12 protein-coding genes and 1 tRNA gene are annotated in these 14,103 nt (G+C 68.4%); 8 read left to right on the top strand and 5 right to left on the bottom strand.

Features of this window, described 5'->3' with window-relative positions:
* Positions 1 to 82: 82 nt before the first annotated feature.
* Genes AC0VY3_RS10460 through AC0VY3_RS10445 form a run of 4 tightly spaced genes read left to right on the top strand, consistent with a single transcriptional unit; the run spans position 83 to position 4,375 of the window.
* Entirely contained in the window at positions 83 to 1,015 is a 933-nt protein-coding gene (locus AC0VY3_RS10460; RefSeq protein ID WP_103507273.1) for a branched-chain amino acid ABC transporter permease, read from the top strand.
* A 5-nt stretch (positions 1,016 to 1,020) separates the two neighbouring features.
* On the top strand, positions 1,021 to 2,787 hold the full coding sequence (locus AC0VY3_RS10455; protein WP_103507272.1) for a branched-chain amino acid ABC transporter permease: 1,767 nt from the start codon (positions 1,021 to 1,023) through the stop codon (positions 2,785 to 2,787).
* 5 nt (positions 2,788 to 2,792) lie between these two features.
* Entirely contained in the window at positions 2,793 to 3,662 is an 870-nt protein-coding gene (locus AC0VY3_RS10450; RefSeq protein ID WP_103507275.1) for an ABC transporter ATP-binding protein, read from the top strand.
* Positions 3,659 to 4,375, top strand: a complete 717-nt coding sequence (locus AC0VY3_RS10445) for an ABC transporter ATP-binding protein (RefSeq protein ID WP_475549474.1) — start codon at positions 3,659 to 3,661, stop codon at positions 4,373 to 4,375. The genes AC0VY3_RS10450 and AC0VY3_RS10445 overlap by 4 nt, the downstream gene beginning before the upstream one ends.
* 79 nt (positions 4,376 to 4,454) lie before the next feature.
* Here the strand turns inward: AC0VY3_RS10445 and AC0VY3_RS10440 are convergent, their stop codons facing one another.
* Positions 4,455 to 5,111: an ANTAR domain-containing response regulator gene (locus AC0VY3_RS10440; RefSeq protein ID WP_003969810.1), complete on the bottom strand. Its 657-nt coding sequence runs from the start codon at positions 5,109 to 5,111 to the stop codon at positions 4,455 to 4,457.
* A gap of 97 nt (positions 5,112 to 5,208) precedes the next feature.
* Here AC0VY3_RS10440 and AC0VY3_RS10435 point away from each other — a divergent pair.
* Positions 5,209 to 5,283 (top strand) — tRNA-Leu (locus AC0VY3_RS10435).
* Positions 5,284 to 5,392: 109 nt separating this feature from the next.
* Positions 5,393 to 6,163: a transcriptional regulator gene (locus tag AC0VY3_RS10430; RefSeq protein ID WP_475549473.1), complete on the top strand. Its 771-nt coding sequence runs from the start codon at positions 5,393 to 5,395 to the stop codon at positions 6,161 to 6,163.
* A gap of 6 nt (positions 6,164 to 6,169) precedes the next feature.
* Here AC0VY3_RS10430 and pyk read toward each other — a convergent pair whose 3' ends face one another.
* Both pyk and AC0VY3_RS10420 read right to left on the bottom strand, forming a co-directional pair.
* Complete coding sequence (gene pyk, locus AC0VY3_RS10425) at positions 6,170 to 7,609, bottom strand: pyruvate kinase (protein WP_103507269.1); 1,440 nt, start codon at positions 7,607 to 7,609, stop codon at positions 6,170 to 6,172.
* Between the two features lie 120 nt (positions 7,610 to 7,729).
* Positions 7,730 to 8,446: an SIMPL domain-containing protein gene (locus AC0VY3_RS10420; protein WP_475549472.1), complete on the bottom strand. Its 717-nt coding sequence runs from the start codon at positions 8,444 to 8,446 to the stop codon at positions 7,730 to 7,732.
* Positions 8,447 to 8,585: 139 nt separating this feature from the next.
* Here AC0VY3_RS10420 and AC0VY3_RS10415 point away from each other — a divergent pair, with 139 nt between their 5' ends.
* A complete protein-coding gene (locus AC0VY3_RS10415) occupies positions 8,586 to 10,412 on the top strand; it encodes a bifunctional metallophosphatase/5'-nucleotidase (RefSeq protein ID WP_475549471.1) in 1,827 nt (608 codons plus the stop codon).
* A 77-nt stretch (positions 10,413 to 10,489) separates the two neighbouring features.
* On the opposite strand, the gene AC0VY3_RS10410 is transcribed toward AC0VY3_RS10415, so the two are convergent.
* Positions 10,490 to 11,917, bottom strand: a complete 1,428-nt coding sequence (locus tag AC0VY3_RS10410; protein WP_475549470.1) for a lysine N(6)-hydroxylase/L-ornithine N(5)-oxygenase family protein — start codon at positions 11,915 to 11,917, stop codon at positions 10,490 to 10,492.
* Complete coding sequence (locus AC0VY3_RS10405; RefSeq protein ID WP_242740573.1) at positions 11,914 to 13,392, bottom strand: pyridoxal phosphate-dependent decarboxylase family protein; 1,479 nt, start codon at positions 13,390 to 13,392, stop codon at positions 11,914 to 11,916. Before AC0VY3_RS10405 ends, AC0VY3_RS10410 begins: the two co-directional genes overlap by 4 nt.
* Before the next feature lie 334 nt (positions 13,393 to 13,726).
* Here AC0VY3_RS10405 and AC0VY3_RS10400 point away from each other — a divergent pair, with 334 nt between their 5' ends.
* Positions 13,727 to 14,068, top strand: a complete 342-nt coding sequence (locus AC0VY3_RS10400) for an ArsR/SmtB family transcription factor (RefSeq protein ID WP_103508108.1) — start codon at positions 13,727 to 13,729, stop codon at positions 14,066 to 14,068.
* Positions 14,069 to 14,103: the final 35 nt, after the last annotated feature.

Raw genomic sequence — 14,103 nt, 5'->3', positions numbered from 1 at the left:
CCCACCTGACCCCATCCGCGCGAGGGCGCAAACAGCGCCCTCGCGCGGAGTCATATCCGACAAGCTCATCGGAGGCCCTGCGGTGCACGAACTGCCGCAACAGCTGGCCAACGGCCTCGCCCTCGGCGCCCTCTATGGCCTCATAGCCATCGGGTACACCATGGTGTACGGCATCGTCCAGCTCATCAACTTCGCCCACGGCGAGATCTTCATGATCGGGGGCTTCGGCGCCCTCACCACCTACCTCATGCTCCCCAGCGGCACCACACTCCTCGTGGCCATCCCGCTCATGATCATCGGTGGAGCCATCGCCTCCGTCACCGTGGCCACCGCCGCGGAACGGTTCGCCTACCGGCCCCTGCGCGGCGCCCCCCGACTCGCCCCGCTCATCACCGCGATCGGCCTCTCGATCGTGCTCCAACAGCTCGTCTGGGGCTTCTACCCCGACGCGAAGAAGCCCCTCAGCTTCCCCGAATTCGGCGGCGACTCCTTCCACCTGCTCGACAACCTCTACCTCCAGCGAGCCGACGCCTTCATCCTCGTACTCGCGCCCCTGTGCATGCTGGCCCTCGGCACGTTCGTCTCCAAGAGCCGCAGCGGACGCGCCATGCAGGCCACCGCGCAGGACCCCGACACAGCCAAGCTCATGGGCATCAACACCAACCGCATCATCGTGATGGCCTTCGCCATCGGAGCCGCCTTCGCAGCCGTCGCAGCCGTCGCCTACGGACTCGACAAGGGCCAGATCGGCTGGGAGATGGGCTTCCTCCTCGGACTCAAGGCCTTCACCGCCGCCGTCCTCGGCGGCATCGGCAACATCTACGGAGCCATGGTCGGCGGCGTCGTCCTCGGACTCGCCGAAGCCCTCTCCATCGCCTACATCGAAGAAATCCCCGGCATGCAGCAGCTCGGCGGCGGCGCTTGGGCCAACGTCTGGGCCTTCGTCCTCCTCATCGTCGTCCTCCTCGTCAGGCCACAAGGCCTGCTCGGCGAGCGCGTCACGGATCGGGCGTGATACCGATGACCACCAAGACCAACCAGACCACGCCCGTCCTCGCCATCCCCGCAGCCCGCGCGGTCACCGCAGCCGGAGCCGCACTCACCCTCGCCTCCACCTTCCTCGCCTGGACCTGGACCGCCGAATTCCCCGGCGACCTCACCGTCACCGGCTACCCCGGCGGCCTCCAGGTCCTCACCCTCGTCGGCGCAGCCATCACCCTGCTGTTCACCCTCTCCGGGTACGGCGTCAAGGGCCTTCGCTGGCTCACCCCCGGCGGCACCAACAGCCCCGTCCGACTCGCCGCCCTCGGCGTGCTCGGCACCATGGGCTTCACCTTCGCCGCCATCGCCATCGAACTCGGCGGCATCGTCAACCTGGAACCCGGAGCCTGGATCGGCCTCGTCGGCGCCATCATCACCGTCGCCGCCTCCCTCGGCCTCCCCCACGACCAGGACATCACCGACACCACCACCCCCACCCCCCTGGAGCGATTCCTCAACAGCCTCCGCGCCCCCACGCCCGGACGCCCCAAGGAACTCCCCTCCTGGGCCGAGATCCTGATCATCGTCGCCGCCTTCGGCATCGGTCTCTACGTCGTCACCTACGGCATCGACACCGAATACCCCGAGCTCTTCGTCGGCTACCTGATCGTCTCCGGCTTCGCGGTCGCCGCGCTCTTCAAGGCCGGCCTCATGGCCCGCCTCTCCGCGCTCACCACCAAGTACCGCACCATCGCCGTCGCCGCCGCCTTCGTCGCGGCAGCCGCCTTCCCCTTCACCCAGACCACCGACCAGTTCACCCTCATCGCGGTCAACATCCTCATCTTCGCGACCGTCGCACTCGGACTGAACATCGTCGTCGGCCTGGCCGGACTCCTCGACCTCGGATACGTCGCCTTCCTCGGCGTCGGCGCCTACACAGCCGCCCTCGTCTCCGGCACCACCGCATCCGCCTTCGACGTCCAATTCCCCTTCTGGGCCTCCGTCCTCACCGGCGCCGCCGTCTCCCTCATCTTCGGCGTCGTCATCGGAGCACCCACCCTCCGCCTCCGCGGCGACTACCTCGCCATCGTCACCCTCGGCTTCGGCGAGATCTTCCGCATCGCCGTCGGCAACCTCGACGGCGTCTCCGGACCACAGATCACCAACGGCCCCAACGGCGTACCGAACATCCCCGACCTCAACTTCTTCGGGTACGACTTCGGCGAATCCCACACCGTCCTGGGCTTCGAACTCGGCTCCTACGCCAACTACTACCTGCTCATGCTGCTCGCGATGATCCTCGTGGTCCTCGTCTTCAGCCGAGCCGGCAGCTCCCGCATCGGCCGCGCCTGGGTCGCCATCCGCGAGGACGAGACCGCCGCCACCGCCATGGGCATCAACGGCTTCCGCGTCAAGCTCATCGCCTTCGCCCTCGGCGCCACCCTCGCCGGCATCGCCGGCACCGTACAGGCCCACGTCCAGAGCACCGTCGTCCCCGAGATGTACGTCTTCGCCGGACCCGTGCCGCCCAACTCCGCCTTCCTCCTCGCCGCCGTCATCCTCGGCGGCATGGGAACCATCAGCGGACCCCTCATCGGCGCCACGCTCCTCTACATGATCCCGGCCAAGCTCCAGTTCCTCCAGGACTACCAGCTCCTCGGCTTCGGCCTCGCCCTCATCCTCCTCATGCGCTTCCGCCCGGAAGGCCTCATCGCCAACCGCCGCGCCAAGCTGGAGTACCACGACACCGGCCAGGTCGACGTACCGGACGAAACCCTGGCCGGCACCACGAAGGCGGGGGCGTGAACACCATGACCACCACCACACCCGAGACCGCCACCACCGTGCTCGACGCGAGCGGCGTCACCATGCGCTTCGGCGGACTCACCGCCGTACGCAACGTCGACCTCACCGTCAACGCAGGCGAGATCGTCGGACTCATCGGCCCCAACGGCGCCGGCAAGACCACCTTCTTCAACTGCCTCACCGGCCTCTACGTCCCCACCGAGGGCAAGGTCAGCTACAAGGGCACCGTCCTGCCGCCCAAGCCCCACCTCGTCACCCAGGCAGGCATCGCCCGCACCTTCCAGAACATCCGGCTCTTCGCCAACATGACCGTCCTGGAAAACGTTCTCGTCGGACGCCACACCCGCACCAAGGAGGGCCTCTGGTCCGCCCTCCTGCGCGGCCCCGGCTTCAAGAAGGCCGAAGCCGCCTCCCACGCTCGCGCCATGGAACTCCTGGAGTTCATCGGCCTCCAGGACAAGGCCGACCACCTCGCGCGCAACCTCCCCTACGGAGACCAGCGCAAGCTGGAAATCGCCCGCGCACTCGCCAGCGACCCCGGCCTGCTCCTCCTGGACGAGCCCACCGCCGGTATGAACCCCCAGGAAACCCGCGTCACCGAAGAGCTCATCTTCGCGATCCGGGACATGGGCATCGCCGTACTCGTCATCGAGCACGACATGCGCTTCATCTTCAACCTCTGCGACCGCGTCGCCTGCCTCGTCCAGGGCGAAAAGCTCGTCGAGGGCTCCCCCGGCGAGGTCCAGGCCGACGAGCGCGTCGTCGCCGCCTACCTCGGCACCCCCTTCGAAGGCGCCCCCGGCACCGACGAAGTCGCCGAGGTCGAAGCAGCCGAGGCGCACAGCACCACCCGCACGGAAGGGGAAACCCAGTGACCGCCCTGCTAGAGGTCGAAGACCTCCGCGTCGCCTACGGCAAGATCGAAGCCGTCAAGGGCATCTCCTTCACCGTCGAAGCCGGCCAGGTCGTCACCCTCATCGGCACCAACGGCGCGGGCAAGACCACCACACTGCGCACCCTCTCCGGGCTCCTCAAGCCCTCCGGCGGCCGCATCACCTTCGACGGGAAGCCCCTCGGCAACGTCCCCGCGCACAAGATCGTCGCGCTCGGACTCGCCCATTCCCCCGAAGGCCGCCACATCTTCCCCCGCCTCAGCATTGCGGAGAACCTCCAGCTCGGAGCCTTCCTCCGCACCGACAAGGCAGGCATCGAGAAGGACGTCCAGCGCGCCTACGACCTCTTCCCCATCCTCGGGGAACGCCGGAAGCAGGCCGCGGGCACCCTCTCGGGCGGCGAACAGCAGATGCTCGCCATGGGACGCGCCCTCATGTCCCAGCCCAAGCTGCTCATGCTCGACGAGCCCTCCATGGGACTCTCCCCGATCATGATGCAGAAGATCATGGAGACCATCGTCGAGCTCAAGGCGGCGGGCACCACGATCCTGCTCGTCGAGCAGAACGCCCAGGCCGCCCTGTCCCTCGCGGACCAGGGTCACGTCATGGAGGTCGGCAAGATCGTCCTCTCCGGCCCCGGCTCGGACCTGCTCCACGACGAGTCGGTCCGCAAGGCGTACCTCGGCGAGGACTGACACCCCTGCCGTACGGAAGAGGCCCGCACCCGGTTCGCCCGGTGCGGGCCTCTCTCGTACCTGTACGCCGTGTACGCGGCTACTCGGCCGACTTCTTCTTCTCCTCGGCGTCCTCGATCAGCGCCTCCGCCAGCTGCTGCATCGACATCCGGCGGTCCATCGACGTCTTCTGGATCCACCGGAACGCGGCCGGCTCGGAGAGCCCGTAATCCGTCTGCAGGATGCTCTTCGCCCGGTCCACCAGCTTCCGGGTCTCCAGCCGCTGGGACAGGTCCGCGATCTCGCTCTCCAGCGCCTTCAGCTCCGCGAACCGGGAGACGGCCATCTCGATGGCCGGCACCACGTCGCTCTTGCTGAACGGCTTCACGAGGTACGCCATGGCCCCGGCGTCCCGGGCCCGCTCGACGAGGTCGCGCTGCGAGAAGGCGGTGAGCATCAGGACCGGGGCGATGGACTCCTCGGCGATCTTCTCGGCGGCGGAGATGCCGTCGAGGACCGGCATCTTCACGTCCAGGATGACGAGGTCCGGCTTGTGCTCCCGGGCCAGCTCGACGGCCTGCTGCCCGTCGCCCGCCTCACCGACGACGGAGTAGCCCTCCTCCTCCAGCATCTCCTTGAGGTCGAGGCGGATGAGGGCCTCGTCCTCGGCGATGACGACACGGGTCGTCAGCGGCGGGACGTGCGACTTGTCGTCGTCGACGGCGTCTACGGGCTGGGGCGACTCGGGGGTGGTCACGGGGCTCCTCGGTATGGGGCAGATACTGCTGCCACGAGCCTACCTAGCTCCTGTAAGGTAGTGACGCGCAGGGCAGCAATGGCCCTTCCTTTCTAAGGCCCCAGTACTCCAACTGGTTAGAGAGGCCGCTCTCAAACAGCGGACAGTGTGGGTTCGAATCCCACCTGGGGCACTTTTCCTTGGATTCCAAGGCGCGGCGCGGTTCCGTGAACTTCACTTGATCTGAGTATGTGCGCGCCATTCCACGCCGGATCGCCGCTTGCGCAACAAAACTCGGCAGCATGTACGACGTGGGAACCCGCAAACGAGTTCTGGCTCTGGTCGCACAAGGACACAGCCTCAACTCCGTGAGCAAGCAGACCGGCATATCGCGCGCCGCCATTCGTTCCTGGCAGACGCGCCTGGAACCGCTCAATCGAGGTGTCCCTTGCCCGAGGTGCTCCGAAGCACCCACGGCGATCGAGGACCCCTCCTCGTACGCCTACTTACTGGGGCTCTACCTCGGCGACGGCTGTATCAGCGCGACTAGACGAGGCGTGTACTCGTTGCGCATCGCGTGCGCCGACGCGTGGCCCGGCCTCATCGACGCCTGCGCCGAAGCAATACGGATCGCGCGACCGCACAACAAGGTCTGCCGGGTGGCAAGTGCGGGCTGCCAGTACGTCACTTCCTTCAGCAAGCACTGGCCCTGCCTCTTCCCTCAGCACGGCCCCGGCAAGAAGCACGACCGCAGGATCGTCCTGGAGCCGTGGCAGCAGCAGATCGTGGACGCTCATCCCTGGGATTTCATCCGCGGCCTCTTCCACTCCGACGGCTGCCGGATCATCAACTGGGCCACGCGCCTGGTCCGCGGCGAACGCAAGCGCTACGAATACCCCCGGTACTTCTTCACCAACAAGTCCGACGACATCCGCAAGCTCTTCGGCGACACACTCACAGCTGTAGGAGTGGAGTGGACGACCTTGGCCCGTGGCAGCGATCCGTTCAACATCTCCGTAGCCCGACGGGCATCCGTCGCCCTCATGGATGCGCACGTCGGGCCTAAATACTGAGCCGCCCTACTTCGGGCTGTCGTCCTCGCCGATGTGGTGGACGCGGACCAGGTTCGTGGAGCCCGCGACGCCGGGCGGGGAGCCGGCGGTGATGACCACGACGTCGCCCTTCTTGCAGCGGCCGATGCGCAGGAGTTCCTCGTCGACCTGGGCGACCATCGCGTCGGTGGAGTCGACCTTCGGGCCGAGGAAGGTCTCGACGCCCCAGGTGAGGTTGAGCTGGGCGCGGGTGGCTTCGTCGGGGGTGAAGGCGAGGAGCGGGATGGGTGAGCGGTAGCGGGAGAGGCGTTTGACCGTGTCGCCGCTCTGGGTGAAGGCGACGAGGAATTTCGCGCCGAGGAAGTCGCCCATTTCGGCGGCGGCCCGTGCGACGGCGCCGCCCTGGGTGCGGGGCTTGTTGCGTTCGGTGAGGGGCGGGAGGCCCTTGGCGAGGAGGTCTTCCTCGGCGGCTTCGACGATGCGGGACATGGTGCGCACGGTCTCGATGGGGTATTTGCCGACGCTGGTCTCGCCGGAGAGCATCACGGCGTCGGTGCCGTCGATGATGGCGTTGGCGACGTCGGAGGCTTCGGCGCGGGTGGGGCGGGAGTTGTCGATCATCGAGTCGAGCATCTGGGTGGCGACGATGACCGGTTTGGCGTTGCGTTTGGCGAGCTTGATGGCGCGCTTCTGGACGATGGGGACTTGTTCCAGGGGCATTTCGACGCCGAGGTCGCCGCGGGCGACCATGATGCCGTCGAAGGCGGCGACGATGTTGTCGATGTTGTCGACGGCCTGGGGTTTTTCGACCTTGGCGATGACGGGGAGGCGGCGGCCTTCTTCGTCCATGATGCGGTGGACGTCGTCGATGTCGTGTCCGGTGCGGACGAAGGAGAGGGCGATGATGTCGGCGCCGGTGCGCAGGGCCCAGCGGAGGTCGTCGATGTCCTTTTCGGAGAGGGCGGGGACGGAGACGGCGACGCCGGGGAGGTTGAGGCCCTTGTTGTCGGAGACCATGCCGCCTTCGATGACGGTGGTGTGGACGCGGGGGCCGTTGACGTCGGTGACTTCGAGGGTGACGCGGCCGTCGTCGACGAGGATGCGTTCGCCGGTGGTGACGTCGGCGGCGAGGCCGTCGTAGGTGGTGCCGCAGATGTCGCCGGTGCCCTGGTTTTCGAGGGGTTCGACGGTGATGGTGAAGGTGTCGCCGCGTTCAAGGAGTACGGGGCCTTCGCGGAAGCGTCCGAGGCGGATCTTCGGGCCTTGAAGGTCGGCGAGGATGCCGACGCTGCGGCCGGTTTCCTCGGACGCCTTGCGGACGTGGTGGTAGCGCTCTTCGTGTTCGGCGTAGCTGCCGTGGCTGAGGTTGAAGCGGGCGATGTCCATTCCCGCTTCGACCAGGGCCTTGATCTGGTCGTATGTGTCGGTTGCGGGTCCCAGGGTACAAACGATTTTCGCTCGGCGCATGGTTCGAGACTAAACCTTACCTACGGGTAGGTATTTGGCTCTGCGTGACACCTCAACAACCTTTGGATGAAGGGTTATTGACAAGTGTTGAATTGTGCGGCGGGGTGCTCTGATGAGCGTTTATCCGAGGTTGGGCGGGGCGAGGGTGAAGGAGGCTTCGACCTGGGCGTGGACGCTCTGGCGTACGGGTTCGAGGTCGATGGGGGCCGCGTCGGCGGCGGTTTCCGTGCGGGCGGAGCGGAGAACTCCGGCGCCGCCGTAGGACGCGGCGGCGAAGGTGGCTCCGCCGCCGAGGCCGGTGTCGCTGAGTTCGAGGAGGGCGTCGAGGTGGGTGTCGAGGGCTGCGGCGTATTCGCGGGCGCGTTGGAGTGCTTCTTGGACGGCTTGGCGGCGGGCTGCGGCGTGGTGGGGGGAGGTGGGGCGTAGGGCCCACCAGGGGCCGTCGACGCGGGTGAGTTCTTGGTCGGCGAGGCGGGTGACGATTTCGCCGAGGGTGGTGAAGTCGTTGAGGGTGGCGGTGAGTTGGATGCTGCCGTGGTAGGCGCGGATGCGTTCGGCGCGGCCGTGGCGGGTGAGTTCGGGGCGGATGGCGAGGGTGCCGGTTTCGAGTTTTTCGATGGTGTCGCCGTAGGCCTTGATGAGGTCGAGGGTGGTGGTGTTGCGGCGGGTGAGGTCGTCGAGGGTGGTGCGGCGGTCGGTGCCGCGTGCGGTGAGGGTGATGGTGATGTGGGCGATTTCGGGGTCGACTTCGAGGTGGGCTTCGCCGCGGACGGTGACGTGGGGTGCGGTGGGGGTGCCGTGGGAGGGGTGGGGTGCGGGGGTGGGGGTTTCGGTCATGTGTTCACTGTGGCACGGCGTGTGTCGTCACGGGTGTGTGTCGGGTGGTCATCAGATCGAAACCTGCGCGGGGTGTTGCGGGTGTGGGGTGCTGGGCCAGAATCTACGCGCGTTGCCCTACTGAACGAGGAGTGAAGAGATGCCGTTGAACCGTAGGACGTTTCTGGGCCGTTCGGCTGCCGCGGGTGCGGGTGTGGCGATGGCGGGCGGTGCGGTCGTGGGGTCGGCCGGTGCGGCGGAGGCGGCGGGGCATGGCCACGGGCATGGTCGTGGGCGGCCTCCGAAGCGGTACTCGTTCACGGTGATGGGCACGACGGATCTGCACGGGAACGTCTTCAACTGGGACTACTTCACGGACAAGGAGTACGACGACTCGGCGCACAACGATGTCGGTCTGGCGAAGATCTCGACGCTGGTGGATCAGGTGCGCCGGGAGAAGGGGCGCCGGAACACGTTGCTGATCGACGCGGGTGACACGATCCAGGGCACGCAGTTGTCGTACTACTACGCGAAGGTGGATCCGATCACGGCGCGGCGTGGTCCGGTGCATCCGATGGCGCGGGCGATGAACGCGATCGGTTACGACGCGGCGGCGCTCGGGAATCACGAGTTCAATTACGGCATTCCGGTGCTGCGGAAATTCGAGGAGCAGTGCGATTTCCCGCTGCTGGGGGCGAATGCGCTGGATGCGAAGACGTTGCGGCCGGCGTTCGCTCCGTATGTCATCAAGCGGATGCACACGCCGTGCGGGCGTGATGTGCGGGTGGCGGTGCTGGGGCTGACGAACCCGGGTATCGCGATCTGGGACAAGGCGAATGTGGGCGGGAAGATGGTGTTCCCGGGTCTGGAGGAGCAGGCGGCGAAGTGGGTGCCGAAGCTGCGGTCGATGGGTGCGGACGTGGTGATCGTCTCGGCGCATTCGGGTTCTTCGGGGACGTCGTCGTGGGGTGATCAGTTGCCGTTCGTGGAGAACGCGGCGGCGCTGGTGGCGGAGCAGGTGCCGGGGATCGACGCGATTCTGGTGGGGCACGCGCATGTGGAGATCGCCGAGCACTTCGTGACGAACGAGGAGACCGGGAAGCGGGTCGTGCTTTCGGAGCCGGCGAAGTGGGGGCAGCGGCTGACGCTGTTCGATTTCGATCTGGTGTGGGAGAGGGGCCGCTGGGCGGTGGAGAAGGCCGGTTCGCGGGTGTTGAACTCCAATACGGTGCCGGAGGACCGGAAGGTGACGTCGCTGCTGCGGCGCGAGCACCGCAAGGTGGTGGAGTACGTCAACCAGGTGATCGGTACGTCGGTGGTGGCGATGTCGACGGCGGACGCGCCGTGGAAGGACGAGCCGATCATCGATCTGATCAACCAGGTGCAGACGGAAACGGTGGCGGCGGCGTTGGCGGGTGGCGAGCATGCGGCGCTGCCGGTGCTGTCGCAGGCTTCGTGTTTCTCGCGTACGGCGGGGGTTCCGGCCGGTGATGTGACGATCAAGGACGCGGCGGGGCTGTATCCGTTCGAGAACACGCTGGAGGCGCGGCTGATCACGGGCGCCCAGTTGAAGGACTATCTGGAGTATTCGGCGCGGTATTACGTGCGGACGCCGGCGGGTGGTCCGGTGGACACGGCGGAGCTGACGAACGCGGACGGGATTCCGGACTACAACTACGACGCGGTGTCGGGCGTGACGTACGACATCGATATCGCGAAGCCGGCGGGCTCGCGGATCGTCGGGCTTTCCTTCGAGGGGAAGGCGATCGATCCGGCGGCGCGGTTCGTGTTGGCGGTGAACAACTACCGGGCGAGCGGTGGGGGGAACTTCCCGCATGTGCCGGGTGCGCAGCAGCTGTGGGCGGATTCGGACGAGATCCGGAACACGATCATCGGGTGGGTGCGGGGGAAGGGTTCGGTGGATCCGGCGGCGTTCGCTTCGGTGGGGTGGCGGCTGACGCGTGAGGGGACGCCGGTGTTCCCGTAGCTCCGTTTGGTGTGTGTTGTTCGTTCGGCCCGGGTCTCCTCTTCGGTGGGGGCCCGGGCCGTTCGTCGTGCTGGGGGTCAGAGGGTTCGGCTGAGGGGGACGAGGGCGGGGGTCTGGGCGGGGATTCCGGGGGGTTGGGGGGTGAGGCCGAAGGTGGTGAAGGCGGTGCGTTCGGGGAGGGGGTAGGGGTTGGCGCCGGTGAGGTTGTTGAGGATGGTGGCGCTGCGCCAGGCGGCCAGTCCGAGGTCGGGGGCGCCGACTCCGTGGGTGTGGCGTTCGGCGTTCTGTACGTAGACGTGTCCGGTGACGGTGGGGTCGAGGATCAGGCGGTACTGGTCGTCGATGCGGGGGCGGTGGGAGGCGTCGCGGCCGAGGTAGGGGTCGAGGCCGCCGAGGAGGGCGTCGAGGGGGCGTTCGCGGTAGCCGGTGGCGAGGATGACGGCGTCGGTGGTGAGGCGGGTGCGGGTGCCTTGCTGGGTGTGTTCGAGGTGGAGTTCGACGCGGGTGTTGGCGAGGCGTCCTGCGGTGCGGACGTGGACGCCGGGGGTGAGGGTGGCGTCGGGCCAGCCGCCGTGGAGGGTGCGGCGGTAGAGCTCGTCGTGGATGGCGGCGATGGTGTCGGCGTCGATGCCTTTGTGGAGCTGCCATTGGCGGGGCACGAGTTCGTCGCGGGCGGACTCGGGCAGGGCGTGGAAGTAGCGGCTGTAGTCGGGTGTGAAGTGTTCGAGGCCGAGTTTGGAGTACTCCATAGGGGCGAAGGCCTGGGTGCGGGCGAGCCAGTGGATGTTCTCGGCGCCTTCGGGGCGGGCTCGGAGGAGGTCGAGGAAGATCTCGGCGCCGGACTGGCCCGATCCGATGACGGTGATGTGTCCGGCGGCGAGGAGGCGTTCGCGGTGGCGGAGGTAGTCGGCGGAGTGGAGTACGGGGACGGCTTCGGCTTCGGCGAGGGGTTTGAGGGGTTCGGGGACGAAGGGTTCGGTGCCGATGCCGAGGGCGATGTGGCGGGCGTAGGCGCGGCCGAGGGCTTCGGCTTCGCCGTCGCGGTCGAGTTGGGTGAAGTCGACTTCGAAGAGGGCGCGGTCGGTGTTCCAGCGGACGGCGTCGACCTGGTGGCCGAAGTGGAGTCCGGGGAGTTGTTCGCTGACCCAGCGGCAGTAGGCGTCGTATTCGGCTCGTTGGATGTGGAAGCGTTCGGCGAAGTAGAAGGGGAAGAGCCGGTCGCGGGTGCGGAGGTAGTTGAGGAAGCTCCAGGGGCTGGTGGGGTCGGCGAGGGTGACGAGGTCGGCGAGGAAGGGGACTTGGAGGCTGGCGCCGTCGAGGAGGAGGCCGGGGTGCCAGTGGAAGGCGGGGCGTTGTTCGTAGAAGGTCGCGGCGAGGGGGCGGGGGTCGCCGGGGGTGGCGGGGATGTGGTGGGCGAGGGCGGCGAGGGAGAGGTTGAAGGGGCCGATGCCGATGCCGACGAGGTCGTGTGGCTGGTCGGGTTCGGGGGCGGGCCGGTCGGTCATCGCGGGGTGTCGCCTTCCGTGGGGTGAGGGGTGGGGTGGGTGGTGCCGGTCGGGGAGTCCGTGACGAGGTCGGCCGGGGTGGCCGTGACGGGGCCGGTCTGGAGGTCGGTGGTGGTGGCGGTGACGAGGTCCAGGAGTGTTTGGAGGTCGTCGGGGGTGGTGTGGGGGTTGAGGAGGGTGGCCTTGAGCCAGAGGCGGCCTTCGGCGTGGGCGCGGCCGAGGACGGCGTGGCCGCGTTGGAGGAGGGTGCGTCGGACGGTGGCGACGGTGTGGTCGTCGGTTCCGGTGGGGCGGAAGAGGACGGTGCTGATGGTGGGGCGGTCGTAGAGGTCGAGGGTGGGGGTTTTGGCGATGAGGTCGGCGAGGTGGTGGGCGGTGGCGACGGTGCGGTCGATGAGGTCGGCGAGTCCGGTGCGGCCGAGGGCCTGGAGGGTGATGGCGATCTTGAGGGCGTCGGGGCGGCGGGTGGTGCGCAGGGAGCGGCCGAGGAGGTCGGGGAGGCCGGCTTCGGTGTCGTCGTCGGCGTTGAGGTAGGGGGCGTGGTGGTGGAGGGGGGTGAGGTGGTGGCGTTCGGGTACGGCGAGGAGGCCGGCGGATGCGGGTTGCCAGCCGAGTTTGTGCAGGTCGAGGGTGACGCTGTGGGCGCGGTCGAGGCCGTGGAGGAGGGTGCGGTGGGTGGGGCTGAGGAGGAGGGGTCCGCCGTAGGCGGCGTCGATGTGGAGTTCGGCGCCGTGGGTGGTGCAGAGGTCGGCGATGGCGTCGAGGGGGTCGATCTCGCCGGTGTCGGTGGTTCCGGCGGTGGCGACGACGAGGAGTGGGCGGTGGAGTTCGGTGAGGGCTTCGTCGAGGGCGGCGAGGTCGAGGGTGCCGGTGGGGGCGGGGACGGCGACGGGTTCGGGGAGGCCGAGGAGCCAGGCGGCGCGGGCGATGCTGTGGTGGGCGTTGGCGCCGCAGACGGTCTGTACGGGGCCGTGGCGTTCGCGGGCGAGGAGGAGGGCGAGTTGGTTGGCTTCGGTGCCGCCGGTGGTGATGACGGCGTCGGGTGAGGGGGTGTGGGGGTAGATCTCGGCGGCGAGGGCGCTGGTGAGGTCGGCTTCGAGGGCGGAGGCGGCGGGGGCCTGGTCCCAGGAGTCCATGGAGGGGTTGAGGGCGCTGGCGGCGAGGTCGGCGGCGGCGGCCAGGGCGAGGGGTGGGGTGTGGAGGTGGGCGGCGCAGTGGGGGTGGGCGGGGTCGGCGGCGCCTGCGGCGAGGGCGGTGACGAAGGTGCGCAGGGCGTGGTGGGCGCCGGTGCCGTGGTCGGGGATGAGGGGGTGGGTGGCGGTGCGGGTGCGGGGGGTGACGGTGTCGGGTCCGCCGGCGGGGAGGGGGCCGCCGCGGAGGGTCGCGCCGTCGTGGAGTGCGGTGAGGACGGTGTCGATGAGGGGGCGCAGCGCGTCGGGGCCTGCGGTGCCTCCGGCGAGGGGCGGGGTGGGCATGGGTGGGGTGGTCCTTCGGGGTGCGCGGGGGGTGGACATGCCAGCTTGTCCCGGGTTTCGGGTGGCGCGGCCGAAGAGGTCAACGATCTGAACTCGAAAGGGGTACTGGCGGTCGGTGTGGCCGGGCCGGTGGGGGTCGGGGTGGTATGGGTGTGCGGTTCTGGATGGGTGTGCGGGCGGGGTGGTCCCGTGTGGTGTTGCTCAATGAGTGAATTGCGAAATTCTGCAATTCACTACATGCTGTGTGGGCCGTTCCGCCGTCGTGCGCGGACCGCGGCCCCCGCCCGGCTCTTCCGCCCGCGGTGGTGACGTACTGCCGAGGAGAGGTTCCGCCGTGCCGGTCCCCCTGTATCAGGCCAAGGCCGAGTTCTTCCGGATGCTCGGGCATCCGGTGCGTATCCGGGTCCTGGAGCTGCTCCAGGCGGGGCCGTTGCCGGTGCGGGATCTGCTGGCCGCGATCGAGGTGGAGCCCTCGGCGCTCTCGCAGCAGCTGGCGGTGTTGCGCCGGTCCGGCATCGTCACCGCGACCCGGGAGGGTTCCACGGTGGTGTACGAGCTGGCGGGCGGTGATGTCGCCGAGCTGATGCGGGCCGCGCGGCGGATCCTGACAAAGATGCTGTCCGACCGGGACAGCTTGCTCGCCGAGCTGCGGGAGGCCGAGGTGTCCGCGCCGTGAGCGGGTTTACGGGTGTGGCGGCGCGGGGCTGGGGG

The sequence above is a fragment of the Streptomyces sp. iso_384 genome (assembly GCF_056172905.1).
The sequence above is the reverse complement of the archived record's forward strand: the minus strand, read 5'-3'. Positions and strand labels throughout refer to the sequence as shown.